The following is a 21,276-nucleotide window of genomic DNA, read 5'->3' as shown; positions in this document are numbered from 1 at the left end:
TGTTAAAAATAGCTAAGAAATAAGCAAAAGCAGGAAGAAGAGAGGTTCTTGATCTAGCTAAAAATAAAGTAATAACATGTATTTGATTCTGTCAGGGGTCTTTCCTATAATAAATGTAGGAAAACTTTCCAAAGGAGAATTTTATGCTCGAATTAGAGACTATTCAAAGCAGTGCCATTGAAAAAACTAAACATACATTACTACAGGATATAAAAAACGTAATAGGTGAACAAGACGAATGTCCGGATTTTGAGACTTATTTAACAGACAGGCACTCTTTTATTAAAAAGGCCTGGGGGACTACGTGGAGAAAAGCAGTTGTTTCTTCTGTATCTAAAAAAAGCAGAAAGTCATATTTAACAGAGAAAGGCTTCGAGGTGAAAGGGTATAAACCTCAAGCTATAGATAAGTTATTTGCTAAAGAAACGAGAAAAGGTATAGAGTTTAATGCTTTTTCTTGGCTAGAAGAGCAATACGGAAAGGGCAATAAAGCGGAGTGGCTATCTCTATACGGAGAAGCAAGAGCTGAATTTGCCGAAAAAGAAGAAGAAAGAAAAGAGAAGGAACGACAGCAAAGTATTAATGATCGAAAAGCTAGATATCAATTACAGTTAAACTTAGAAGCAGCTCCTATTTTGGAAGTAAACAAAGGGCTGTATTACCTACATATAAGAGAACAGCTTTCCCATCAGCTGTCAAAAGACATTAAAACAAACTCAAAGTATATTGAAAACTATGCGCCGCATACTGAGCTTGAAGATGAATTAATAGCAAACGGCGATTTAACACGTCATGATTATGAAACGGTTAATGACTTTTTTCAAGAGCTCACCGGCGGCGTAAGCTCAGAATTAGACAGATATTCAACGATTATCTTGTTTGAAACGTATGAAGATGTATACGAGGTATTTATCACCGATAAGATTTATGAAATTATTCCAACTATGATTATGGATGACCTTCCTGCTTCATTTAAAGAAGAATATAAATCTTATACAAATGCTTCGGTAACACGAATGGATATTATAAAAGCACTTAGAAGTGATTTATCGGATTTGGTCTATGAATATAAAAAAATGCTTGTAGAAGAAAAGCTTTCTGATGTACTAGAAATTTCAGATCACAACTTGACGATTGAAGAGCATCAAGAGAGATATCAACAGCAACTGGAAGAAAGACGATTACAACAAGAACGTGAACGTGAGGAAAAGAAAAAGCTTATCGAAGAAGAACAGCGACAGTTAAATTATATTTTTGGTGCAGAATACGAAATGGACCCAAGAAAAGAAACGGAATACATCCTTCATCTCGGTGATACAAACACAGGAAAAACGTATACGGCATTAAAATCATTAAAAAAAGCTGCTTCGGGTAGTTACTTAGCGCCGCTTCGCCTGTTAGCTTTAGAAGTTTTTGAAAAGCTGAACAAAGACAGAGTCCCTTGTTCGTTAAAAACAGGTGAAGAAGAAAAGATTGTTGAAGATGCTCAGCATATGGCCGGTACCGTAGAGATGTTTAGTGAATTAGAACATGGCGATGTAACCGTAATTGATGAAGCACAAATGATTCAAGACAGAGACCGAGGGTTTTCATGGTATAAAGCCATCACTCGAGCTAACGCCAAACAAGTTCATGTTATCGGGAGTTTAAGCATTCGAAGTATGTTAGAAGAGATGTTAGACGGTGTGATCTCAGAAATTCATGAGTACGAAAGAGATATACCTTTAAAAGTAGATCTTCGAAGGTTCAAAATTGAACAAGTAAAACCCGCAGATGCTTTAATTGTTTTCTCGCGTAAGAAAGTGCTCCAGACAGCGGCTAAGCTAGAAAAAGATGGTCACAAAGTTAGCGTGATTTATGGAAGTATGCCGCCTGAAACGAGAAGAAAACAAATTGAGCAGTTCATTAATAGAGAAACAAATGTCATTGTGTCTACAGATGCAATTGGAATGGGGTTAAATCTTCCAATTAGACGAATTGTCCTTTTAGAAAACATGAAGTTTGACGGACAAAAGAGGAGATTGTTGACTTCTCAAGAGTTAAAGCAGATTGCAGGTCGTGCTGGAAGGAAGGGTCTCTATAATGTAGGAGAAGTTGCATTCGCTAAAGATGCAAAGCAAATGAGAGAACTGTTATTTTCAACAGACGAGCAAATCAGTAAATTTTCAATTGCGCCTACTTCAGATATGCTAAGAAGATTTAAAGAATATCATCATGACCTCGGAACGTTTTTTGACATGTGGGCTAAATTTAAAAATCCAAAAGGTACACAAAAATCAAACCTGGCACAAGAACGTGAGCTTTATGAGGAAGTGAAAGACACGCTGATTGAGGCGAAAATGCCCATTGTTGATTTATACGGCTACTTGCAGCTGCCGTTTTCAGCAAAAGAAAGCTCCTTGAAAAAGCAGTGGGTTGCCAGCATGAATGCGATTGTTAACAGAGAAGAGTTACCTGAACCACGGATGATAGAAGGTTCACTGGAAAAATTAGAGCTGTCTTATAAAGCAATTGGCCTGCATCTTTTATTTCTATATCGAATGGACAGAAGGCCAGAAGCTATTTACTGGGAACGTGTCCGAGAAGAGCTTACAGATAAAATCCATAACGTATTAAGAAAAGATATGAAAAAATTTAAAAGAACATGCAGTGCGTGTTCTAAAGACCTTCCTTGGAATCATGATCATGCGATATGCGATTCGTGTTTTCATAAAAGATTCCGCAGAAGGTATGGAGACGACGATTTTAATTAATAAGATGTAGTGATAAAAAAGAGGCTTGTATAAACGTATGTTAGTTGAAGGAAGAGGCTGGGACAAAAGTATTTTAGCCGAAGTGAAAAACGAACCATTGATCAACATGTTTGATTAGTGATTCGTTTTTTTATTATGGTGAACGTAGGTTTCATCTGTTTCGTTTCTTCTAGCAGTTGATTGGAGGGCAAGGCTAAGGCTCGTGCGGGAAAAGCATAAGTGGCGAGGAGGCTCAGCGGCCGCCCGCGGAAAGCGAAGCCTTGCATGGAAATCAACTGCGGTGTAACAAGCGGTTCAGCTCATGCATCCCATTTACTCGTCTTTAGATTGGATTCATTTCTTTATGTCTCAACCTTATTTTTCGGATAGGCTTTTTATCTTTTTCCTATGAATTTCTGCGTCAAAGCAGATTTTTGTAGAAAAAAATCGGAAATGTATAAGCGGTCATCTTGTAAAAAGAGCAATAAATTATTATCATATAGAGTGGAACTGATATTTTAAAGAGTTCCGTGATTTTTTTGTTGGGCGGACGTGTATTGTATTAGAGTAAGTTTGCTATCATTCGTTATGTTAAAAGCAGCACTTTTAAATAGAGATACGGTTCGTAATAGAAGGGAAGAGGATGATGACAAGTCATAACAAAGAAAACAAAGCTGCAGCCGAGCAGTACAGTAAAGGGAAGATTTTGTGGCAATTAACCCGTCCTCATACGCTAACAGCATCGTTTGTACCGGTTTTAATTGGAACAGTTCTAGCCATGTTTTATGGCCATGTGAACGTTTGGATGTTTCTTGCGATGCTTTTTTCATGTTTGTGGATTCAAATTGCGACGAACTTATTTAACGAGTACTATGATTTTAAACGCGGCTTAGACACAGAAGACTCTGTAGGTATCGGAGGAGCCATCGTCAGACACGGCATGAAACCGAAAACGGTATTAAATTTAGCACTGATTTCTTATGGAATTGCTCTTATTTTAGGTGTATATATATGTGCAAACAGCAGCTGGTGGCTTGCTTTAGTTGGATTAGTAGGTATGGCGATTGGTTATTTGTATACGGGCGGACCGCTTCCGATTGCGTATACGCCGTTTGGAGAATTATTTTCAGGTCTTTGCATGGGCGCCATGTTCGTATTGATTTCATTTTTTATTCAAACTAATACCGTAACGTCTGAAAGCATCTTTGTATCACTTCCGATTGCGATTTTAGTAGGTGCGATTAATTTGTCTAACAACATTCGTGATATAGAAGAAGATACAAAAGGAGGACGACGTACGCTAGCAATTTTATTAGGTTCTAAAAATGCGATTAGATTTTTAGCTGCTTTGTTTGGCATTGCGTATATTTGGACCGTTGCATTAGTGGTATTCTTCGATATTAGCCCTTGGATTTTCTTAGTGTTTCTTAGTGCACCTAAGCCAATTCAAGCCGTACAAGCATTTGTACGTGGAGAGCTTATTGCGATGAAAGCAACCGCGCAAACAAATACGTTTTTTGGATTTACTTTATCAATTGGCTTATTAATTGGCTATTTAGTAAGCTGATTAAGTGGAAAAAGCCTGTCTTTTTAAAGACAGGCTTTTTGTTATGCTTCAGTTATTTTTTCTTTTACTGCGCTAATAAATGCGTTCATATTTTCAGAAGATGAAAAGCTGGCTTGGGCTTGTTTTGGTCCGCCGCCGCCTTTTCCATGGTAAAGTGGAAGCAGCTCTTTATAAAGTTCTCCGCATTTGACCCCACTGCCGCTGTGAGCCAGCAAAACTTTTTGATCACTTGAAAAAGAAAAAAGAAGCGTCGTATCAGGTGTTTGAAGAAGCTGCTTTGTCAAGGCTTGCACATCTTTTAGTGTGCGGTTTTCAAAGTGATGGTACAGAAATGAACCTTCTTTTTTGCTTTCTAATTCACTTGCTAAATAAGCTGCATTTTCATTTTTTAATTCTTCTAGTTGTTTTTGCAGCTCTTTTTGTTCAGTCTCCAATTTTTTAATGCGTTCTACAACTAATTCACGGCTTGTGCTGAATTTATTGCTAAGTTCTGCTACGATTTCTTGAGACTGCTGATAATCAGCTAATGCACGCATACCGCATTTAAAAAAGAGGCGTGTATTGCCGCGCTGCTTTTCTGTTTTCGTAAGTTTAATAAGGCAAAGCTCTCCAATTTGGTTTACATGAGTACCGCAGCAGGCAGAAACATCAATGCCTTCAATTTCCACGATGCGTACCACTTCGTCTTCTAGATCGGGCACTTTGCGAAGCGCAAGAGTATGTAACTCTTCTTTCTTCACTTCGTACGTTTTAATGTGACGGTTGCTGTAAATAGCGTCATTTACAACTTTTTCAATGTGTAATAACTGCTCATGAGATAATTGAGGTACATTCAGATCGATAGAGACTGCTTCGTTACCTAAATGAAAGCTAACGGTGTGAATATCATATGTATCGATTAATAGAGCCGAAAGTAAGTGTTGTCCGCTATGCTGCTGCATGTGATCAAAGCGGCGATGCCAGTTAATTTCACATGTGACGTTCGTTTGTGCAGGGAGCGTATTGACGATATGATATACTTCTCCATTTTCTTCATACACATCTTTCACGTCGATTCCGGCAATATTACCGTAGTCAGACGGCTGTCCGCCGCCTTCTGGATAAAAAGCGGTTTGTTTTAACGTTAATGCGTAGCCATTTGAAAGAGAGCGCGTCTCTATCACTTCAGTTTCCCACGTTTTTATGTAGGGGTTGCTATAATAAAGTCTTTCTGTCATGTTCATCATCCTTTCTAATAAAACCATATCTAACTTTTTCTATAGTATCAGAAATATGTTTCTTCGAACATGGATAAGCTAACTTGTAACAATAAAACTGGGTGGGACATATGAAAAATACTGTTTATATTTATACGCGGGATTTACAAAGAATTTTCACCAATTGGGCGATGATTATCATTGTGCTGACGCTTATGATTCTGCCGTCTTTTTACGCATGGTTTAATATAAAAGCATCTTGGGACCCATACGGGCGGACTGAAGGTATTGCCATTGCAGTAACGAGCGAAGATGAAGGTTCTACGATAAGAGGGCAGCACGTAAATGTGGGAAAAGATATTATTGCAACGTTAAAAAAAAATAAAACGCTTGGATGGACGTTTGTCTCCAAAGAAAAAGCTGATCACGGAGTAAAGCACGGTGACTATTATGCAAGTATTGTTATTCCAAAAGATTTTTCACAAAAGCTTGGTACCGTTCTTCAAGATCGTTTGGAAAAACCGGTCATTATTTACAAAGTGAACGAAAAAATAAACGCAGTGGCGCCTAAAATTACAAGCAAAGGGGCCAGCAGCTTAACACAACAGATCAGTGAAAAATTCGTCAAAACAGCGAATGGAGCCATTTTTTCAGTGTTTAACGAACTAGGTATTACACTGCAGCGGGATTTGCCGACCATTCAACAAGTTGAACAACGGATTTTTGAACTTGAAAATCGTCTTCCTGAAATCAAAAAAGTAATTAATGAAGCGAATGACACCACTCAAAAAGCTGGAGCTATTGTATCAAAAGCCCAGGCTGCTCTTCCTGAAGTAGAGAGATTAACAGCTGACGGCGCACAGATGACTCAGCAGCTAAACACTTTTTTAACTAAAAGCGATGAAGTTTTAAAAAACGCTGAGCCAACGATCAACGAAACGCTGCATCGGGTTCAGCAACGAGCTCTCCGGGTTCAAGAATTGAAGAATCAGCTGATGGAAAAAGATATAAAACCGGCTGAAGTCAGCGCAGCAGCGGAACAGCTAAAAGGGCAGTTAACAAAACAAATTGCTGACACAGGAGAGATTCTTACACTTCTTACAGATTTAAATGCGTTATCTCAACAAAAAGTTCTTTCACCTGTTATTAATGACGTAAAAGATGTAAATACGCTTTTACAGCAGCAGCTTTCGGATGTAAACAGTCTGCAGCAACAAACAAAGAATGGGGATGTTCCAAATCAAAGCGTACTTGATAGGTTCAGCTCTCGCACCGATCAAGCTGTTTCTAGATTAAATGCGTTAACGAACTCATATTCTTCTACGATTGTGCCTGCTGTTGAACAAGCAATCAAAGAAGGAAAGGATAAAACGGCAAGCGCAAACTCACTGCTTGATGAAGCCAATAAAAGCATGCCGGATGTTTCTAACGTCCTGTCTAAAACAGCCAGTGGCATTTTGCTTGGACAACAGGAGCTTGGGAAAATAGCAAAAGACTTTCCGCGAATTGAACAAAACGTGCACAATATAGCGGATAAAATACGAGAATTTCAGCAAAAAGAAAATATTGAAGATATTATTAATTTGCTAAAGAATGATGTGCAAAAAGAAAGTGACTTTTTTGCTAAGCCGGTTCTTTTAAAAGAAGAAAGACTTTACCCGATTCCGAACTACGGCTCAGCTATGTCGCCGTTTTATACAACGCTTTGCTTGTGGGTCGGAGCTTTGCTGTTAGTTTCGATTTTAAGCGTAGAAGTAGCGGATGAAGAGCGATTCAAAAGCTATGAGGTCTATCTCGGAAGACTTTTAACGTTTTTGTCTATTGCTCTCGTGCAAGCTTTTATTGTGACGCTAGGGGATTTATTTTTAATCAAAACGTATGTCGTAGATAAAGTACCTTTTATCTTTTTAGGCTTGCTGTGCAGCTTCGTATTTATGACGATTGTATATACGCTTGTTGCGATATTTGGCAATGCAGGAAAAGCAATGGCGATTGTTTTACTTGTGCTTCAGCTTTCCGCTGCAGGCGGTACATTTCCGATTCAAGTCGTGCCTGCTTTTTTTCAAGCGATCAATCCATTTTTACCATTTACGTATGCAATAAGCATGATGAGAGAAGTTGTAGGAGGCATGTTAGCGGATATTGTCAGAAAAGACGTTACGGTGCTTCTTTGCATTTGGCTAGGCGTGCTGCTCGTTGGCATTTTTCTTCATAAGCCTCTTAGTAAAACGAGTGCAAAATTAACAAAAAAAGCGCGTGAAAGTAAATTAATTCATTAAAAAAACGTTTTGGGTTTCCAGACAGAACAAAATGCGGTAGTGTAGATATAAAGGAGTGATCAGCATGGGTATATTAGATGGACTATTAGGAAATGCATCAGAAGCAGATATAAGAGGAACTGAAAAAGACTTACAAAATATCTTAATTGCCAACGAGCGAGTGGAACAAGCGTATAAAGTCATTCGCGATTTAATGGTGTTTACGACGAAACGCTTAATTATCGTTGATAAGCAAGGAGTGACGGGAAAGAAAACAGATTATCATTCCATTCCTTATAAGACGATTACCCATTTTAGCGTAGAAACGGCTGGAACATTTGATTTAGATGCGGAATTAAATATTTGGGTATCGGGTTCTAGTGCACCGATTTCAAAAGAATTTCGTAAAGATAAAAACATTTACGACGTGCAAAAAGTATTAGCATCTTATGTGTTAGATTAAAAAAGTTGAGCCATGAAAAACTGGCTCAACTTTTTTAATGTTTGTGTAAAACGAGAGAGGATACTATCTTCATTCTCGTATGCAGCTGTTTGAAAATAAGCAGGCTGTTGTCTTTCCATATTTGTTCACTTCACTCATTACTGAAATGCATGAAAACGATTTACATAATGAATTATACAGAATAAAAAAACCGTGATATGCTTTTTTTAGAGAAAAAAGGAAGTGACCAACTGTGAGTTATACCGTAATTGGAACATCAGCTTTTCGCAAAACAAATGTTGCGCTTTTTGCAGCAGGCTTCAACACATTTTCGATTTTATATTGTACACAGGCCATTTTACCCGAATTTTCTAGAGAATTCGGGATATCCCCGGCGTTTGCCAGCTTGTCTCTTTCGTTAACAACCATTACGCTAGCGGTTAGTATGCTTTTTTTAGGTTCTTTATCAGAAGTGTGGGGACGAAAGAAACTGATGGGTCTATCGTTAATTTTTGCGTCATTGCTATGCATCATGACAGCATTTAGCTCTACCTTTGAAACGCTGTTAGTCTTTCGCGTCATTCAAGGAATCGTTTTAGCAGGGCTGCCTTCCGTGGCCATGGCTTACTTAGGAGAAGAAATTGAACCAGGGAGTTTAGGAAAAACGATGGGGATTTATATAAGCGGCAACGCCTTTGGAGGCGTGGCGGGAAGGCTTATGACAGGGGTGCTCACGGAATATTTCAACTGGTCCGTAGCTCTTGATGTTGTAAGCGCAATTAGTTTATTAGCCACCTTTGTTTTTTTTATGAACTTGCCAGATTCACAAAACTTCACTTCACGATCTTTTGAACTTCGTCAGCTTACCGGCTCTCTTCGCAGTCATCTTCAAGATAAAGGGATGCTTTGTCTTTTTGCTATTGGTTTTGCGCTGCTTGGGAGTAACGTAGCTTTATACAATTATATTGGATACGCTTTATCCGCTCCTCCGTATTCTTGGAATCATACGCTTGTAAGTTTTATTTTTGTTATTTTTTTTGTGGGAGTATTCAGCTCGGTCTGGATGGGGACGCTGGCGGATCGATACGGCCGGAAAAAAGTGCTGTTATGTACAATTGCTGTTACGCTTATAGGTTCCATCGTTACGCTGCATCCAGTTTTATGGATAAAAATTACCGGGCTATTGCTGCTGACTTTTGGCTTTTTCGGAAGTCATTCCATCGCAAGCAGCTGGGTGGGAAGAAGAGCCACTCATGACAAGGCTCAGGCTTCGTCTTTGTATTTGTTTTTTTACTATGCAGGATCAAGTGTTGGCGGGACAGTGGCTGGATTATGCTGGAGTGCGTACGGCTGGAAAGGTGTTATTGCTTTAATTGGTGTGTTTCTTACAACAGCCTTTTTCCTAGCTGTTCGTTTGTCAAAAATGCCGGCTCAGCAGACGCATGTTCACTAAAAAAGAATGTAAAGACATGTATGGCTATTGATTTAAAAAGACTTTCCACTCAGCGTGGAAAGTCTTTTTTTAGTTTAAAAGCTGAATAAAAAGCTCGGCTACTTTTTTATGAGCACTGTTAGCAGGATAGATATAAGAGAAACGGCGCTTAAAAGGAGCGGTGTTAACGTTGAGAATCGATAGGTGCTTTTGTTCTACATCTTCTTTAATAGCGCAAAGCGACAGCACAGACATTCCTAAATCGTGAACAATGGCTTCTTTAATTCCTTGATTGCTGCTGATCGTTAGCATGCTTTTCATTTTTAAACCGTTGGACATTAGAACGTGATCTAAATATTCTCTTGTTCCAGAGCCTTTTTCACGCGCTACCCACCGCTGATTTTGTAAATCATCAATTTCTACTTTTTTAAGCTGAGCTAAAGGGTGATCCACTGACGCAACGATAGCAAGTTCATCGTCCATAAAGGACTGAATATGTAAGTCGGATTCTTCCGTGTGTCCTTCAATAAGCCCTACGTCTACTTTGAAATGACGAACAAGCTGAGCGATTTCCTTTGTATTACCGATAGTCACTTCTACATCAATATCAGGATATTGTTCACGAAGCTTTGCTAAAAATGAAGGGAGAATATATTCGCCAATCGTGAAACTGGCGCCAATCGTTAGCATTCCTTTGACACGGTGATGATGTTCATAAATATCTCGTTTCGTATGCTCATATATCTGAATCATTTGTTTAGCACGATCGTATAAAATTTCGCCGCTGGGTGTGATTTTTAACATTTTAGGTGAACGCAGGAACAGGGAAGTTTGAAATTCTTTTTCAAGATTTTTGATGTGTACGCTTACGCTCGGCTGTGAAATCATTAACTTTTCCGCAGCTTTTGTAAAGCTTTGCTCTTCTACAACAGAAACAAACGTCTTTAACGCATCATAGTACATAGAGTATGGCTCCTTTTATATTAAAAAAATTAATTATAAACATTATAAAACATTACTATTGTAATAACTAGAGGCACTTGGTTAAGAAAAACAAAACGAGGTGCTGACTTAAAGGAGTATTTTAGCTTATAACGAAGGCAGCACACGCAATTTGTTTACAGGTATTTCTATTTCATCTATAAAGCTATTAAACACTTTTTTGTCATCTGTTTGTAACAAAAGTAAAAAAAGTACTTGTTTTTTCCAAAAAACATACTATAATATTAACTGTAATACGATGAGTAATACAGTTAATACACCTAGTACACACATAATGATTTTGGATAGATGAAGGGAGGCAGACTATGTTTGATTTAGATATTCGTAGTCGCAAGCCGATATACGAGCAATTAGTAGATAAATTGAAAGAGCTTATTATTCATGAAGTCTTTAAGGCCGATCAAAAGCTTCCGTCTGTTCGGCTGTTAGCAAAAGAATTAACGATTAATCCAAATACAATTCAAAAAGCGTATCGGGAACTAGAACATCAGAATTATATTTATTCAGTTCCAGGCAAAGGAAGTTTTGTAACGCCTCAAGTTGATACACTAAATAACGAGAAGGTGAAAAAGATGAAAGAAGAATTAGTAAGGCTGTTGGCAGAAGCTATGTATTTAGGGATGGATAAAGATGAAATTCTATCACTTATTTCACAGGCTGAAAAAGCAGTAAAAGGAGGAAGCGATAGTGATTGAACTGAAGGCGATAAAAAAAGAGTTTGAAGAAATGGAAGCTCTAAGAGACGTCACGCTTTCTATAAAAAAAGGATCTATTTACGGACTCCTTGGCTCCAACGGGGCAGGGAAAACAACGCTATTAAAAATCATTGCAGGTATTTACAAGCAGGATCACGGGAAAATCGCAATAGACGGCGAGGAAGTATTTGAAAACGTTGGCTTAAAAGAACGTCTTATTTTTATGCCAGATTCTCTTTATTTTTTCCCTCAAACAACGATTAAGCAATTAGCGTCTTTTTATAGAAGTGTCTATCAACTTGGAACGAAGAGCGGTTTCAAAAATTAAAAGAAGCTTTCCCAATTCAATTACATAAAAAGGTACACAGAATGTCCAAGGGAATGCAGCGTCAAGTAGGTTTTTGGTTAGCGCTGTCTGCTATGCCTGATGTACTTATCTTAGATGAGCCGCTCGATGGGTTAGATGCGGTAATGCGTCAAAAAATTAAAAACCTTCTTGTTCAAGATGTGGCAGAACGGGAAATGACGATCTTAATTTCATCACATAACTTGCGAGAAGTGGAAGATCTTTGTGATCATGTAGGCATTTTGCATCACGGTCAATTATTAATTGAAAAAGAGCTGGATGATTTAAAATCAGACGTGCACAAAATTCAAGTTGCATTTGAAGGAGATGTGCCGCTAGCGCTTTATGACACGCTAGACATTTTATATCAAGAAAAACGAGGAAGCGTCTTGCTTTGTATTGTTCGAGGAAAAGAAAATCATTTAGTCAACAAAGTTCGATCGTATAAGCCTTTAATTTTTGACATCTTGCCACTTACGCTGGAAGAAATATTTATTTATGAAATGGGGGATGTGGGTTATGCAATCGAAAACATCATCGTTTAACCGCGGCATGTGGATTCAATCCATGAGAAACGTGGGATGGATTGGGCTTGTCTACTTGTTAGTACTGCTGTTCGCTTTGCCTTTACAACTAATTTTCACTTTCACAGGAAAGGTAGAGCCTTATATAGAGAAACCAGATACGTTATTTAACGTATTGGATGGGCTGGAATTTGTGTTTATGTTTGTTGTACCAGTGTTACTTGGTATTTTCCTATTTAGATATATACAAACGAAGATTGCGGCTGACTATATTCATAGTTTACCAATTAAGCGTTCTACGCTGTTTCATCAAAATATGCTTCTGGGCGCGTTGGTTTTAGTTGTTCCTATTTTAATTACGGGAGTCGTTACTTTTGCCGTTAAAGGAGTTTTAACCGTTGAGGATGTTTATACAACAAGAGATGTTCTAAGCTGGGTCGGTTACAGTATTTTAATTAACTTATTTGTACTGACCGGAACTGTTTTAGCGGGAATGTTCACCGGAATGTCTGTCCTCCAAGGAATCTTTTTATATGTTCTATTTCTTCTACCCGGCGGAATCTCTTATTTAGCTATATCCAATGTAAAGTTTTACTGGTACGGCTATGCGTATGACTATTACGTGAACAAAAATGTTGACAGCCTTGTTCCGTTTTCACACGTAGCGCAAGTGGTAGCTCATAAAAGCTTTTCTACTAGTGCATTTGTTTATATTGGACTCATTGTCTTATTTTACATCATTGCTTTAATCACCTACCAAAAAAGAAAAGTAGAAGCTGCTACGCAAACCATTTCAGTTAGCTGGTTAAAACCGGTATTCGTATACGGAGTAACCGCTTGTTCACTCATGTTAGGCGGATTTTACTTTATTAGCATGAAAGGTGAATTTTCATGGATGATCGTGGGCTATATTATTGGTTCATTAATAGGCTATACAGTTGCTCAAATCATTTTAAATAAAACGTGGCGTATCTTTACGAAATGGAAAGGGTATCTAGGCTTTGTTATAGCTGCAGCTATCGTTGGCTTTATCATTCATCTAGATGTGTTCGGCTATTCTACTAAAGTGCCAGCAGCTTCGGAGATTGAAAGTGTATATTTCGATGAAGATATACATCCATTGACTGATAAACCTGAAAACTATGCAAATGGAATGAATGGCTATTATGAAGCTCCATATTATTATACAAGTAAAGAAACGATTCAGAGTGTTCGTCAGCTGCAAAAACAAATTACAGCATCTAAAGATAAGAAGCTGGATCCTGATAAACAAAGTGAAATAGAAAGCAGAAACGGGAAAATGGCTGTATTTGCTTATAAATTAAAAAATGGAAAACAAATGGTCCGAGAATACTTTATTCCATTTTCAGACTATAAAGCTTTTTATAAAGAAATTGCAGAAACAAAAGAATACAAAGAAAATTTCCATCCGCTTTTACGAACAAAAAACACGAATAAAATTAAAAGCGTGAGTTTTTCTGTTTCAGGAAAGTCAAATTCAATCAATATTACAAATCCAGATAAAGTACAAGAACTTATACACGTAGTCAAACAGTCGATGATGAACGAAACGTTTGATGAAATGTACAGCACAAAAGAAAGCTGGGCTTCAATTGAGTTTATGGATGGAAAAGGACAGTACGTACAAACTGCATCTTGGGATAAGTCTTATAGCGAAGTAGAAGCATGGCTGAAGAAAGAGCATTTATATGAACGTGCTCGCCTTATGCCAAAGGACATAGAAAAAACCGAAGTCTTTAAAAATTCTTCTCATCTAAAAAACGACTATCGTCTTCAAGAAGATTTTACATCTCTAACGAAGGATGAGAAAGCAATTAAAGTAAAAAACAATCAGCAGGTAGAAACACTTCTTCAACATGCGAACTTACGAGATACAGGAGATTATCTTGTTGCTTTTTATTACAAAGATCAAGTAGATACTCCTCAGATTTATATGTTGAATGAAAATGAACTGCCAATCGAACTAAAAGAAAAACTAAAATAACAAGGGAGAACTTATTATGTGCGGCGAGGAATTGCAAGATTATTTAAATCAGGTGCTGGCTTATTTATTAAAAAATGGTGTGAATAGACAAGACGCCGAAGATATTACGCAAGAAGTAGCATTAAAATATTTAGAAAAACAAGAAATGGTCGATCCTGAAAAAATAAAAGCTTGGATGTTTCGCGTCGCATTAAATAAACGGTGTGATTTAGGAAGGCGTAAAATAGTGAAAGACCGCTATACGTCTTCTTACAAAGAAGAACCCGTTATGTATACGCCTATTCAGCAGGTGCTCAGAAATGAAGAAGCGGCTGAATGTCAGGCGATTTTAAATCAATTGAATCCTAAGTATCGCAATTTGCTTCTATTAAAATACGGATTAGGGTTTAAATATGAAGAAATTGCCGAGTTATTAAATATGCAGATGACTACGTTAAAATCAGCTCTTTACCGCGCGCGCAAATACTTTGTAAAGGGATATAATGAAGTCATTTAATATAAATGAAACAGCAGCAGTTTGTGAAAAAGCACTTTTTACACAAACTACTGCTGTTTTTTTCGTATTTTTCTTCTTTGGACAGCATAGATAATCAAACTGATCGCACAAAAAGCTAAAGTGATCTCAATCACATCAGTATAAGAAGATGTCGTATTAAAAAAGGAACCGAAAATAAATAAAGTCAGCGTCCAAATGAAACCAAAAGAAAATGAGACTTTAATGTAATGACAATGCTTCATTCCGCTTGCCCCGAGAAAAAAAGGCATCACATGTCGCATTCCTGGTAAAAAGTAGCTTGCGATGATAGCGTGAGATCCATATTCTTGAATCGTTCGCTCAACTTTCATGACATTCTTTTCCCATCGCGGGCGTTTTAATAGCGCAAGCGCCTGAGCTGAAAAAAGACTGGCTATCAAAAACTTAAGATACAAGCTAATCATCATGCCGCTGTAGGTAAGTATAAAAGCTGGAATATACTGAACGGATGGAGACGTAGCCTGGCTGCCTGCAAGCATAATATATACTGGGTCAGGAATAGGAGTAAGGTTGGCTCCGACTAAAATGATAAAAAAGAAATATCCGTAGCCTAATTGGTTAATGGCTCCGATAAGCTGATCAATCACGTTTTCTTCCTCCTTTCTTCATTAGAATACGAGAGAGTGACACACAGTGTTCGCTCAAAATAAAAATAAAGTATAGGTGCGCACAATTTAGGAAAAAAGAGTTATAATAAATAAGAATGTACGTTCTTCTTTCGGGGATTAATTATACAGAAAGAGGTGATAGTATGAAAATGATGTACCCTAAAAACGGCAAAGTTATTCTTCATATTGATGCCAATGCTTTTTATGCATCTGTTGAAACCGCACATGATCATACGCTCAAAGATAAGCCTCTTGCTATTGCTGGCAATCCAAAGGAACGAAGAGGAATTGTTGTAACCTGTAACTATATTGCTCGTAAACGCGGAGTATATGCGCCTATGCCTCTTTGGGAAGCGAAAAGAAAATGCCCCGAGCTGGTTGTTATAAAACCTAATTTTCCATTATATCGCCAAATGTCCAAAAACATGTTTGATTATTTGGTAACCATTTCACCTCTTTTAGAGCCCGCTTCAATTGATGAAGGCTATTTGGATATTACAAACTGTGCTGAATTAGGCTCTCCTCTTGACATAGCAAAGTCCATTCAGCAGCATTTAATACAGACGCTGCAAATTCCTGTGTCAATTGGAATCGCGCCGAATAAATTTTTAGCCAAAACGGCAAGTGATATGCAAAAACCTTTAGGGATTACCATCCTTCGAAAAAGAGATGTCCAAACAGTTCTTTGGCCAAAAGCCGTAGAGGAAATGCACGGAATCGGTAAAAAAACAGCTGAGAAGCTAAATGCGATTAAGATCGTGACCATCGGTGATCTAGCAAAAGCCGCTCCCGGTCTTCTTAAACAAACTCTCGGAATAAAAGGAGAAGTTATGAAAGAACGAGCATGGGGCCAAGATGATCGACAGGTGAACCCTGATCGCCAAACACAGTTTAAATCTATTGGAAACTCTACGACGCTATCTCAAAATGCAGTAGATGAACATGAAGTTCTCCCTATTTTAAATAAACTATCGCATTCTGTAAGCTCTCGTATGAAAGCGAAAAAAGTTGTAAGCAAAACGATTCAACTAACGATACGATACAGTGATTTTAAAACCATTACTCGAAGCCAAACTATTTCAAAAGCAATTAGCGAGCCAAATGATCTTTTTCATTACAGTGCGGTATTATTTCAAAAGCATTGGAACGGAGAACCGATTCGTTTATTAGGCGTAGCTGCTCTTCAAGTGAGCCACCATGTTCAGGAAGAAGAACAGTTAGATTTGTTTACATATGGAGAGCAAGCAAAAAAAGAGCCTTTATACAAAGCGGTCGAAAGTTTGCGTGAAAAATATGGAGATAACATTATTCAAAGCGGTTTAAAAAAACAAAGAGGAAAAAAAGAGAGGTAACTCTCTTTTTTTGTATAAAATAATAGGTTTACACTCATTATAGAAGGGGAAGTACATTACTATCACGGTAATCAAAGTGATTACAAAATGAATTTGATTGCGACTTTTTTGATTGTCTGCAATGAAATTACATAAAATAATCTATGAGGTGATCTTATGTCAGACGTACTATTTACATCTAAAGCAACAGCGGTAGGAGGCCGAGATGGTCGAGTTAAATCAGATGATGGTATTATTGATTTAACCCTTGTAAATCCTTCTCCAAATAACAAAGAAGAAGGAACAAATCCCGAGCAGCTGTTTGCAGCAGGATATTCTGCTTGTTTTGACGGTGCTTTAAATTTAATTGCTAAGAAACAAAAAAAAGACATTGATTCGTCTATTACTGCAGAGGTAAGTCTACTAAAAGACCACACTGATGATGGCTTTAAAATTGGAGTGGTGTTAAACGCTCATATTAAAGGCGTTTCACAAGAAGTAGCTGAGAAGCTAGTAGAAGATGCACATCAATTCTGCCCGTATTCTAAAGCAACGCGTGGAAATGTTAACGTAACGTTAAATACAACGGCTGAGTAAATAAAAAAACGCCTGGATTTTTCTTAAATCCAGGCGTTTTTTTATGTGCAATTTTATATGGTCTATTTTTGATTGTACGTATGCAGTGATTGCAATAACTCCTGCAGCGTTTCTTTCAGCTTTTCTAATTCTCCCTGTGACTTATTTGTCATGCTAAAAACTTCTTCTGGAATATGACAAGCTTTATCACGTAATTTTTTTCCTTTTTCGGTTAAACTAATAAAAACAACGCGTTCATCTTCATGAGAGCGCTGACGAATCACTAATTCTTGATCCTGCATTCTTTTTAGCATAGGGGTAAGGGTGCCTGAATCCAAATACAGAAGTTCGCCCATTTTTTTCACGCTGAGTGTTTCGTGTTCCCATAAAACAAGAAGGGCTAAATACTGAGGATAGGTTACTCCTAATTTATCGAGCAGCGGCTTGTACACCTTTGTAATCTCCCGAGACGTGGCGTAAATTGAGAAACAAAGTTGATTTTCTAGCTGCAGCTGCTTATAAAGTTGTTCCATTCATGTTGCCTCCAGTCTATTACTTTTTATTTAATTATACACAATTAAATAGTGGTGTCCAATAACGCCGGATGAAAAAGTGATCAAGCTGTAAATAAAAAATGGGAATTTTACATATACTAAGAAAAAAAGGGAGCTGTGCACATGTATTTTGCAAAAAAAGCCGTAGAAGAAGAAGTAGATCAAATGATGGATACGACTGTATATGCGTGTCAATCTGAATCATGTAATGGGTGGATGAGAGAAGATTTTGTTACGGTTGATTATAACTGTCCGATGTGCGGAACAGAAATGTCGCAGGAAGTACGCGAGCTGCCGAAAATTAAGTACGATCATCAATTTTATAATAAATAAAAAAAGAAGCAACTGCTTCTTTTTTTATTTTTCACTAAAATTTCATTAAGCTGCGCTAGACTAAGAACCAACATCCTATGAAGGTGAGGAATATCAGAATGAATCAAGGGAACTTTTTGAAAGGTTTATTATGGGGAACCTTATTTAGTATTCCTATTTGGATTTCATTGTTTGGCTGGTTCCGCATTTTATCACATCTTGCATAGTTTCGTTTTATAAACCGTCATACGCGCCCTTATCTTCCTATTTCCGCTATAATAAAGGTGATAGAAAAAATAAGGAGCTGTTCTCATGATTCAATATAAAACGGAGCAAATGACGGTTTTTGAAAGCGCGCTATTTCAAACAACATCTGCAGTGATTGAAACAAAAGACTGTGTCATTGTTGTTGATCCAACATGGCTTCCTCACGAAATTAATGAAATTAAACAGCATGTTCAAGAGATCTTAAATCATCGCAACCTGTATGTATTTTTTACTCATGGAGATTTTGATCACGTCATTGGATATGGCGCTTTCTTAGAATTAAATGCTACCTTTATCGGCAGCAAATTTTTAGAACATCATCCGGACAAAGAAGAAAAAGTTCAAATGATTAAGCAGTTTGATCATGACTATTATATAAAAAGATCTCATGATATTATATTCCCAGAGTTAGATATTGTTGTAACCGAAAATGAACAGCATATTACTTTAGGTGAAACATCCATTACCTGTTATTTTGCAAAAGGTCATACAAACGATGGCCTATTTATGATTGTCGATGATTCGATATGGATCGCAGGGGATTATTTATCGGATTTTGAATATCCTTACATATATGAAAGTGTAAATGATTACCGCGACACGCTTGCCACTGCGCGACACATTTTAGCTAAGCACCAAAATCTAACGCTAGTTCCTGGGCACGGGAAAACGACACATCACCGAGCTGAAATTCAAAGACGAGTGGAGATGGCCAGCTTTTATTTAGACGAACTGCAAGCTGCAGTGAAAGAAAACAATAAAGAAGCGCTTGATAAGCTAAACGACAAATTGGCATTTCCATCTGATTTCACGGCACAATGTCATCAGAAAAACGTTGAAATTATGAAAAGAGAATTGCTGTTATAGAAATCGAGTGTACAGTCATCCCGTCGATATTAAAAGTAAGAAACCGCATCTTCTGTTGGAGATGCGGTTTCTTACTTTCCTTTATTTATCAATTAAATGAAACTTTTTCCTTTTCTGTCCGTTTATATAAATAAGAAATTATTTTATTTATAAAGGAGTATGACAATGGGGAAAAACGGTTGTGTAAAATGCGGACATACAGAAGCAAAAACAAAAGAAATTGCTACAACGGGAACGGGGCTGTCTAGATACTTAGACGTTCAGCACAATCAATTTACGGTGGTATATTGCACGAGCTGCGGGTATTCAGAGCTATATAATAAATCATCTTCAAGAGGCAGCAATATTATTGACTTATTTTTTGGAGGATGAAAATGAGTATCGACCTTATTGAAATTGATAAAGACCGGCGCGCTTCCTATTTAAACCTGCTATTAATAGGGGATGAAGACGAAAAAGTAGTGAAGTCGTATATAAATGAAGGTTCCTTATTTACCATTGTGTATGAAAAGAAGGAGATAGGAGTTGTGCAGTGCCTCACCGATGAAGAGGAATCGGCAGTAGAAGTAAAGAATATTGGTTTAAAAGAAGCATACAGAGGAAAAGGAATCGGCAGCAAAGTCATTAAAAAGTTAGAAGTACTGTATGAACGTAACCAATATTCTAAAATGATTGTAGGAACAGCGGACTCCAGCCTTGAAAACATAGCATTTTATAAAAAGGCAGGCTTTTATCAAAGTTGTGTCAAAAAGAATTTCTTTTTGCAGTACGTTCCACCCATTTACGAGAATGGCTTGCAAGCTATCGATATGATTATGTTTGAAAAAAAATTAAAAAGCAGAAGCGACTAACACGCTTCTGCTTTTAGTGATTAATCTAAAATTTGAAGTTTTACCGTTTTGCGTCCCCAATTTAAAGCTGAGCTTTGAGATGCCATAAATAAATCAACGCGAGTACCTTTAATGGCACCACCAGTATCTCCAGCAATTGCTTCTCCGTAACCTTCTACGTATACGCGAGAACCTAATGGAATCACGCGAGGATCCACTGCAATTACTTTTCGATTAGGATTTGACCTTAGGTCGATGCCTGTAGCAGTGATTCCACTGCAGCCCGCACAGTAAGCAGTATAAGCTGTTGCTTCAACCGTAATCTCTTTTGAAACCGACTTGCTTTCTTGCGCTGGAGCAGGTGCCGGCGTTGAAGTTGACGGTGCTGAAGTTGACGGTGTTGATGGTTTCGCCTGAGCTGCAGCTTGTCCGCCTACTTGTAGCACTTGATTAATGTAAATCGTATTAGACGATAAGTTATTCCATTGTTTTAATTGAGAAATTGAAATGCCGTGGCGCTGTGCTACGCTCCACATTGTATCTCCAGGCTGAACTTTGTAACTTTTACTGTTGCTGGGAGCCGGGGATGCTTGCGTTTCGTTTGTTTTTTCTTGTACAGGTGCTGAAGGTGATGATGAAACAGTTCCTGTTCCGCTTATTTTTAGTACTTGATTCACATAAATTAAATGACTAGATAAGTTATTCCACTCTTTTAGCTGCTGTACAGAAGTACCGTTGTTTTTAGCGATACGATAAAGCGTGTCGCCTGATTTTACTGTATATGTATGATTTGAAGATGTCGTAGTTGGAGTTGAACTAGATGGAGAGTCAGTAGATGTAGATCCAATTTGTAATGTTTGGTTTGCATAAATTAATGTGGAAGAAAGACCGTTCCACTTTTTTAAGTCTTCAACTGTTACATTATGCTGCTGTGAGATGCTGAATAACGTTTCTCCAGCTTTTACTTTATGCGTGTCTGTGTCAGCAGATGCTGCGTCTGTAATTCCAATTGATACTAAAGCTGTGGCCCCTAATGTAAAAATGTGTTTTTTCATCTAATATTTCTCCTTTATTTCCAATAGTTGTCTCTTATTCTATCAGCAATATGTAACAAAATCATGACAAAATGGTGGGTTTTATATTACAAGTTTGTAACAATACGTCTAAAGATATAGAAAAAACGCGGTTTTTTTACGA

Annotated in this window: 19 protein-coding genes and 1 pseudogene; 15 read left to right on the top strand and 5 right to left on the bottom strand. The window is 37.6% G+C overall.

All coding sequences use genetic code 11. The features are described 5' to 3' along the window. Positions 1–143 precede the first annotated feature (143 nt). Both ACFX4N_RS03185 and ACFX4N_RS03180 read left to right on the top strand, forming a co-directional pair. A complete protein-coding gene (locus tag ACFX4N_RS03185; protein ID WP_013056962.1) occupies positions 144–2,753 on the top strand; it encodes a helicase-related protein in 2,610 nt (869 codons plus the stop codon). A 625-nt stretch (positions 2,754–3,378) separates the two neighbouring features. Continuing rightward, the gene (locus tag ACFX4N_RS03180) at positions 3,379–4,299 is read left to right on the top strand and encodes a 1,4-dihydroxy-2-naphthoate polyprenyltransferase (protein WP_029321653.1); all 921 of its coding nucleotides are present in this window, start codon (positions 3,379–3,381) and stop codon (positions 4,297–4,299) included. Positions 4,300–4,340: 41 nt separating this feature from the next. Here ACFX4N_RS03180 and ACFX4N_RS03175 read toward each other — a convergent pair whose 3' ends face one another. Then, a complete protein-coding gene (locus ACFX4N_RS03175) occupies positions 4,341–5,516 on the bottom strand; it encodes an alanyl-tRNA editing protein (protein WP_377260835.1) in 1,176 nt (391 codons plus the stop codon). Positions 5,517–5,626: 110 nt separating this feature from the next. On the opposite strand from ACFX4N_RS03175, the gene ACFX4N_RS03170 reads away from it, so the two are divergent. From ACFX4N_RS03170 to ACFX4N_RS03160, 3 genes are all read left to right on the top strand, one after another. Then, entirely contained in the window at positions 5,627–7,774 is a 2,148-nt protein-coding gene (locus tag ACFX4N_RS03170) for a YhgE/Pip domain-containing protein (RefSeq protein WP_057273142.1), read from the top strand. A gap of 64 nt (positions 7,775–7,838) precedes the next feature. Then, positions 7,839–8,216: a PH domain-containing protein gene (locus ACFX4N_RS03165; protein WP_013056966.1), complete on the top strand. Its 378-nt coding sequence runs from the start codon at positions 7,839–7,841 to the stop codon at positions 8,214–8,216. Positions 8,217–8,448: 232 nt separating this feature from the next. Further along, complete coding sequence (locus ACFX4N_RS03160; RefSeq protein ID WP_098546827.1) at positions 8,449–9,648, top strand: MFS transporter; 1,200 nt, start codon at positions 8,449–8,451, stop codon at positions 9,646–9,648. Positions 9,649–9,717: 69 nt separating this feature from the next. Here ACFX4N_RS03160 and ACFX4N_RS03155 read toward each other — a convergent pair whose 3' ends face one another. Continuing rightward, complete coding sequence (locus tag ACFX4N_RS03155; RefSeq protein ID WP_013083080.1) at positions 9,718–10,590, bottom strand: selenium metabolism-associated LysR family transcriptional regulator; 873 nt, start codon at positions 10,588–10,590, stop codon at positions 9,718–9,720. A 344-nt stretch (positions 10,591–10,934) separates the two neighbouring features. Between ACFX4N_RS03155 and ACFX4N_RS03150 the strand changes: the two genes are divergently transcribed. The 4 genes and pseudogenes from ACFX4N_RS03150 to ACFX4N_RS03135 all read left to right on the top strand — a co-directional run bounded on the left by ACFX4N_RS03150 (position 10,935) and on the right by ACFX4N_RS03135 (position 14,695). Then, positions 10,935–11,324, top strand: a complete 390-nt coding sequence (locus tag ACFX4N_RS03150; RefSeq protein ID WP_013056969.1) for a GntR family transcriptional regulator — start codon at positions 10,935–10,937, stop codon at positions 11,322–11,324. After that, positions 11,317–12,215: pseudogene (locus ACFX4N_RS03145) on the top strand (ABC transporter ATP-binding protein). Before ACFX4N_RS03150 ends, ACFX4N_RS03145 begins: the two are co-directional and overlap by 8 nt. Then, a complete protein-coding gene (locus ACFX4N_RS03140) occupies positions 12,190–14,199 on the top strand; it encodes a DUF6449 domain-containing protein (protein ID WP_377260832.1) in 2,010 nt (669 codons plus the stop codon). The pseudogene ACFX4N_RS03145 and the gene ACFX4N_RS03140 overlap by 26 nt, the downstream one beginning before the upstream one ends. Before the next feature lie 16 nt (positions 14,200–14,215). Beyond that, a complete protein-coding gene (locus ACFX4N_RS03135) occupies positions 14,216–14,695 on the top strand; it encodes an RNA polymerase sigma factor (protein ID WP_028413409.1) in 480 nt (159 codons plus the stop codon). A 47-nt stretch (positions 14,696–14,742) separates the two neighbouring features. Here the strand turns inward: ACFX4N_RS03135 and ACFX4N_RS03130 are convergent, their stop codons facing one another. Then, a complete protein-coding gene (locus ACFX4N_RS03130) occupies positions 14,743–15,321 on the bottom strand; it encodes a VTT domain-containing protein (RefSeq protein WP_192100433.1) in 579 nt (192 codons plus the stop codon). A gap of 164 nt (positions 15,322–15,485) precedes the next feature. Here ACFX4N_RS03130 and ACFX4N_RS03125 point away from each other — a divergent pair, with 164 nt between their 5' ends. Beyond that, a complete protein-coding gene (locus ACFX4N_RS03125; RefSeq protein WP_057273146.1) occupies positions 15,486–16,694 on the top strand; it encodes a DNA polymerase IV in 1,209 nt (402 codons plus the stop codon). Between the two features lie 156 nt (positions 16,695–16,850). Further along, complete coding sequence (locus ACFX4N_RS03120) at positions 16,851–17,270, top strand: organic hydroperoxide resistance protein (RefSeq protein ID WP_013056975.1); 420 nt, start codon at positions 16,851–16,853, stop codon at positions 17,268–17,270. 62 nt (positions 17,271–17,332) lie between these two features. Here ACFX4N_RS03120 and ACFX4N_RS03115 read toward each other — a convergent pair whose 3' ends face one another. Continuing rightward, positions 17,333–17,782 carry a MarR family winged helix-turn-helix transcriptional regulator gene (locus ACFX4N_RS03115; protein ID WP_013083086.1) on the bottom strand — a complete coding sequence of 150 codons (450 nt, stop codon included), beginning with the start codon at positions 17,780–17,782 and terminating at the stop codon, positions 17,333–17,335. Between the two features lie 144 nt (positions 17,783–17,926). On the opposite strand from ACFX4N_RS03115, the gene ACFX4N_RS03110 reads away from it, so the two are divergent. The 4 genes from ACFX4N_RS03110 (at position 17,927) to ACFX4N_RS03095 (ending at position 20,100) form a co-directional block, all read left to right on the top strand. Next, positions 17,927–18,136 carry a cold-shock protein gene (locus tag ACFX4N_RS03110; RefSeq protein WP_013056977.1) on the top strand — a complete coding sequence of 70 codons (210 nt, stop codon included), beginning with the start codon at positions 17,927–17,929 and terminating at the stop codon, positions 18,134–18,136. 291 nt (positions 18,137–18,427) lie between these two features. After that, positions 18,428–19,249, top strand: coding sequence for an MBL fold metallo-hydrolase (locus tag ACFX4N_RS03105; RefSeq protein ID WP_057273147.1), 822 nt, complete (start codon positions 18,428–18,430; stop codon positions 19,247–19,249). A 165-nt stretch (positions 19,250–19,414) separates the two neighbouring features. Continuing rightward, positions 19,415–19,621 carry a zinc ribbon domain-containing protein gene (locus ACFX4N_RS03100; protein ID WP_016764047.1) on the top strand — a complete coding sequence of 69 codons (207 nt, stop codon included), beginning with the start codon at positions 19,415–19,417 and terminating at the stop codon, positions 19,619–19,621. A 2-nt stretch (positions 19,622–19,623) separates the two neighbouring features. Further along, entirely contained in the window at positions 19,624–20,100 is a 477-nt protein-coding gene (locus ACFX4N_RS03095; protein ID WP_057273149.1) for a GNAT family N-acetyltransferase, read from the top strand. Positions 20,101–20,120: 20 nt separating this feature from the next. On the opposite strand, the gene ACFX4N_RS03090 is transcribed toward ACFX4N_RS03095, so the two are convergent. After that, the gene (locus ACFX4N_RS03090) at positions 20,121–21,134 is read right to left on the bottom strand and encodes a LysM peptidoglycan-binding and 3D domain-containing protein (RefSeq protein WP_057273150.1); all 1,014 of its coding nucleotides are present in this window, start codon (positions 21,132–21,134) and stop codon (positions 20,121–20,123) included. Positions 21,135–21,276 lie beyond the last annotated feature (142 nt).

The organism is Priestia sp. YIM B13551, from assembly GCF_042787905.1.
Taxonomy (GTDB): Bacteria; Bacillota; Bacilli; order Bacillales; family Bacillaceae_H; genus Priestia.
The sequence above is the reverse complement of the archived record's forward strand: the minus strand, read 5'-3'. Positions and strand labels throughout refer to the sequence as shown.

Coding starts and splice junctions, on each gene's coding strand:
- ACFX4N_RS03185 (WP_013056962.1), top strand. CDS start 144: ATGCTCGAATTAGAGACTATTCAAAGCAGTGCCATTGAAAAAACTAAA.
- ACFX4N_RS03165 (WP_013056966.1), top strand. CDS start 7,839: ATGGGTATATTAGATGGACTATTAGGAAATGCATCAGAAGCAGATATA.
- ACFX4N_RS03170 (WP_057273142.1), top strand. CDS start 5,627: ATGAAAAATACTGTTTATATTTATACGCGGGATTTACAAAGAATTTTC.
- ACFX4N_RS03180 (WP_029321653.1), top strand. CDS start 3,379: ATGACAAGTCATAACAAAGAAAACAAAGCTGCAGCCGAGCAGTACAGT.
- ACFX4N_RS03110 (WP_013056977.1), top strand. CDS start 17,927: ATGTATTTTGCAAAAAAAGCCGTAGAAGAAGAAGTAGATCAAATGATG.
- ACFX4N_RS03095 (WP_057273149.1), top strand. CDS start 19,624: ATGAGTATCGACCTTATTGAAATTGATAAAGACCGGCGCGCTTCCTAT.
- ACFX4N_RS03100 (WP_016764047.1), top strand. CDS start 19,415: ATGGGGAAAAACGGTTGTGTAAAATGCGGACATACAGAAGCAAAAACA.
- ACFX4N_RS03115 (WP_013083086.1), bottom strand. CDS start 17,782: ATGGAACAACTTTATAAGCAGCTGCAGCTAGAAAATCAACTTTGTTTC.
- ACFX4N_RS03155 (WP_013083080.1), bottom strand. CDS start 10,590: ATGTACTATGATGCGTTAAAGACGTTTGTTTCTGTTGTAGAAGAGCAA.
- ACFX4N_RS03150 (WP_013056969.1), top strand. CDS start 10,935: ATGTTTGATTTAGATATTCGTAGTCGCAAGCCGATATACGAGCAATTA.
- ACFX4N_RS03105 (WP_057273147.1), top strand. CDS start 18,428: ATGATTCAATATAAAACGGAGCAAATGACGGTTTTTGAAAGCGCGCTA.
- ACFX4N_RS03135 (WP_028413409.1), top strand. CDS start 14,216: ATGTGCGGCGAGGAATTGCAAGATTATTTAAATCAGGTGCTGGCTTAT.
- ACFX4N_RS03175 (WP_377260835.1), bottom strand. CDS start 5,516: ATGACAGAAAGACTTTATTATAGCAACCCCTACATAAAAACGTGGGAA.
- ACFX4N_RS03140 (WP_377260832.1), top strand. CDS start 12,190: ATGCAATCGAAAACATCATCGTTTAACCGCGGCATGTGGATTCAATCC.
- ACFX4N_RS03120 (WP_013056975.1), top strand. CDS start 16,851: ATGTCAGACGTACTATTTACATCTAAAGCAACAGCGGTAGGAGGCCGA.
- ACFX4N_RS03090 (WP_057273150.1), bottom strand. CDS start 21,134: ATGAAAAAACACATTTTTACATTAGGGGCCACAGCTTTAGTATCAATT.
- ACFX4N_RS03125 (WP_057273146.1), top strand. CDS start 15,486: ATGAAAATGATGTACCCTAAAAACGGCAAAGTTATTCTTCATATTGAT.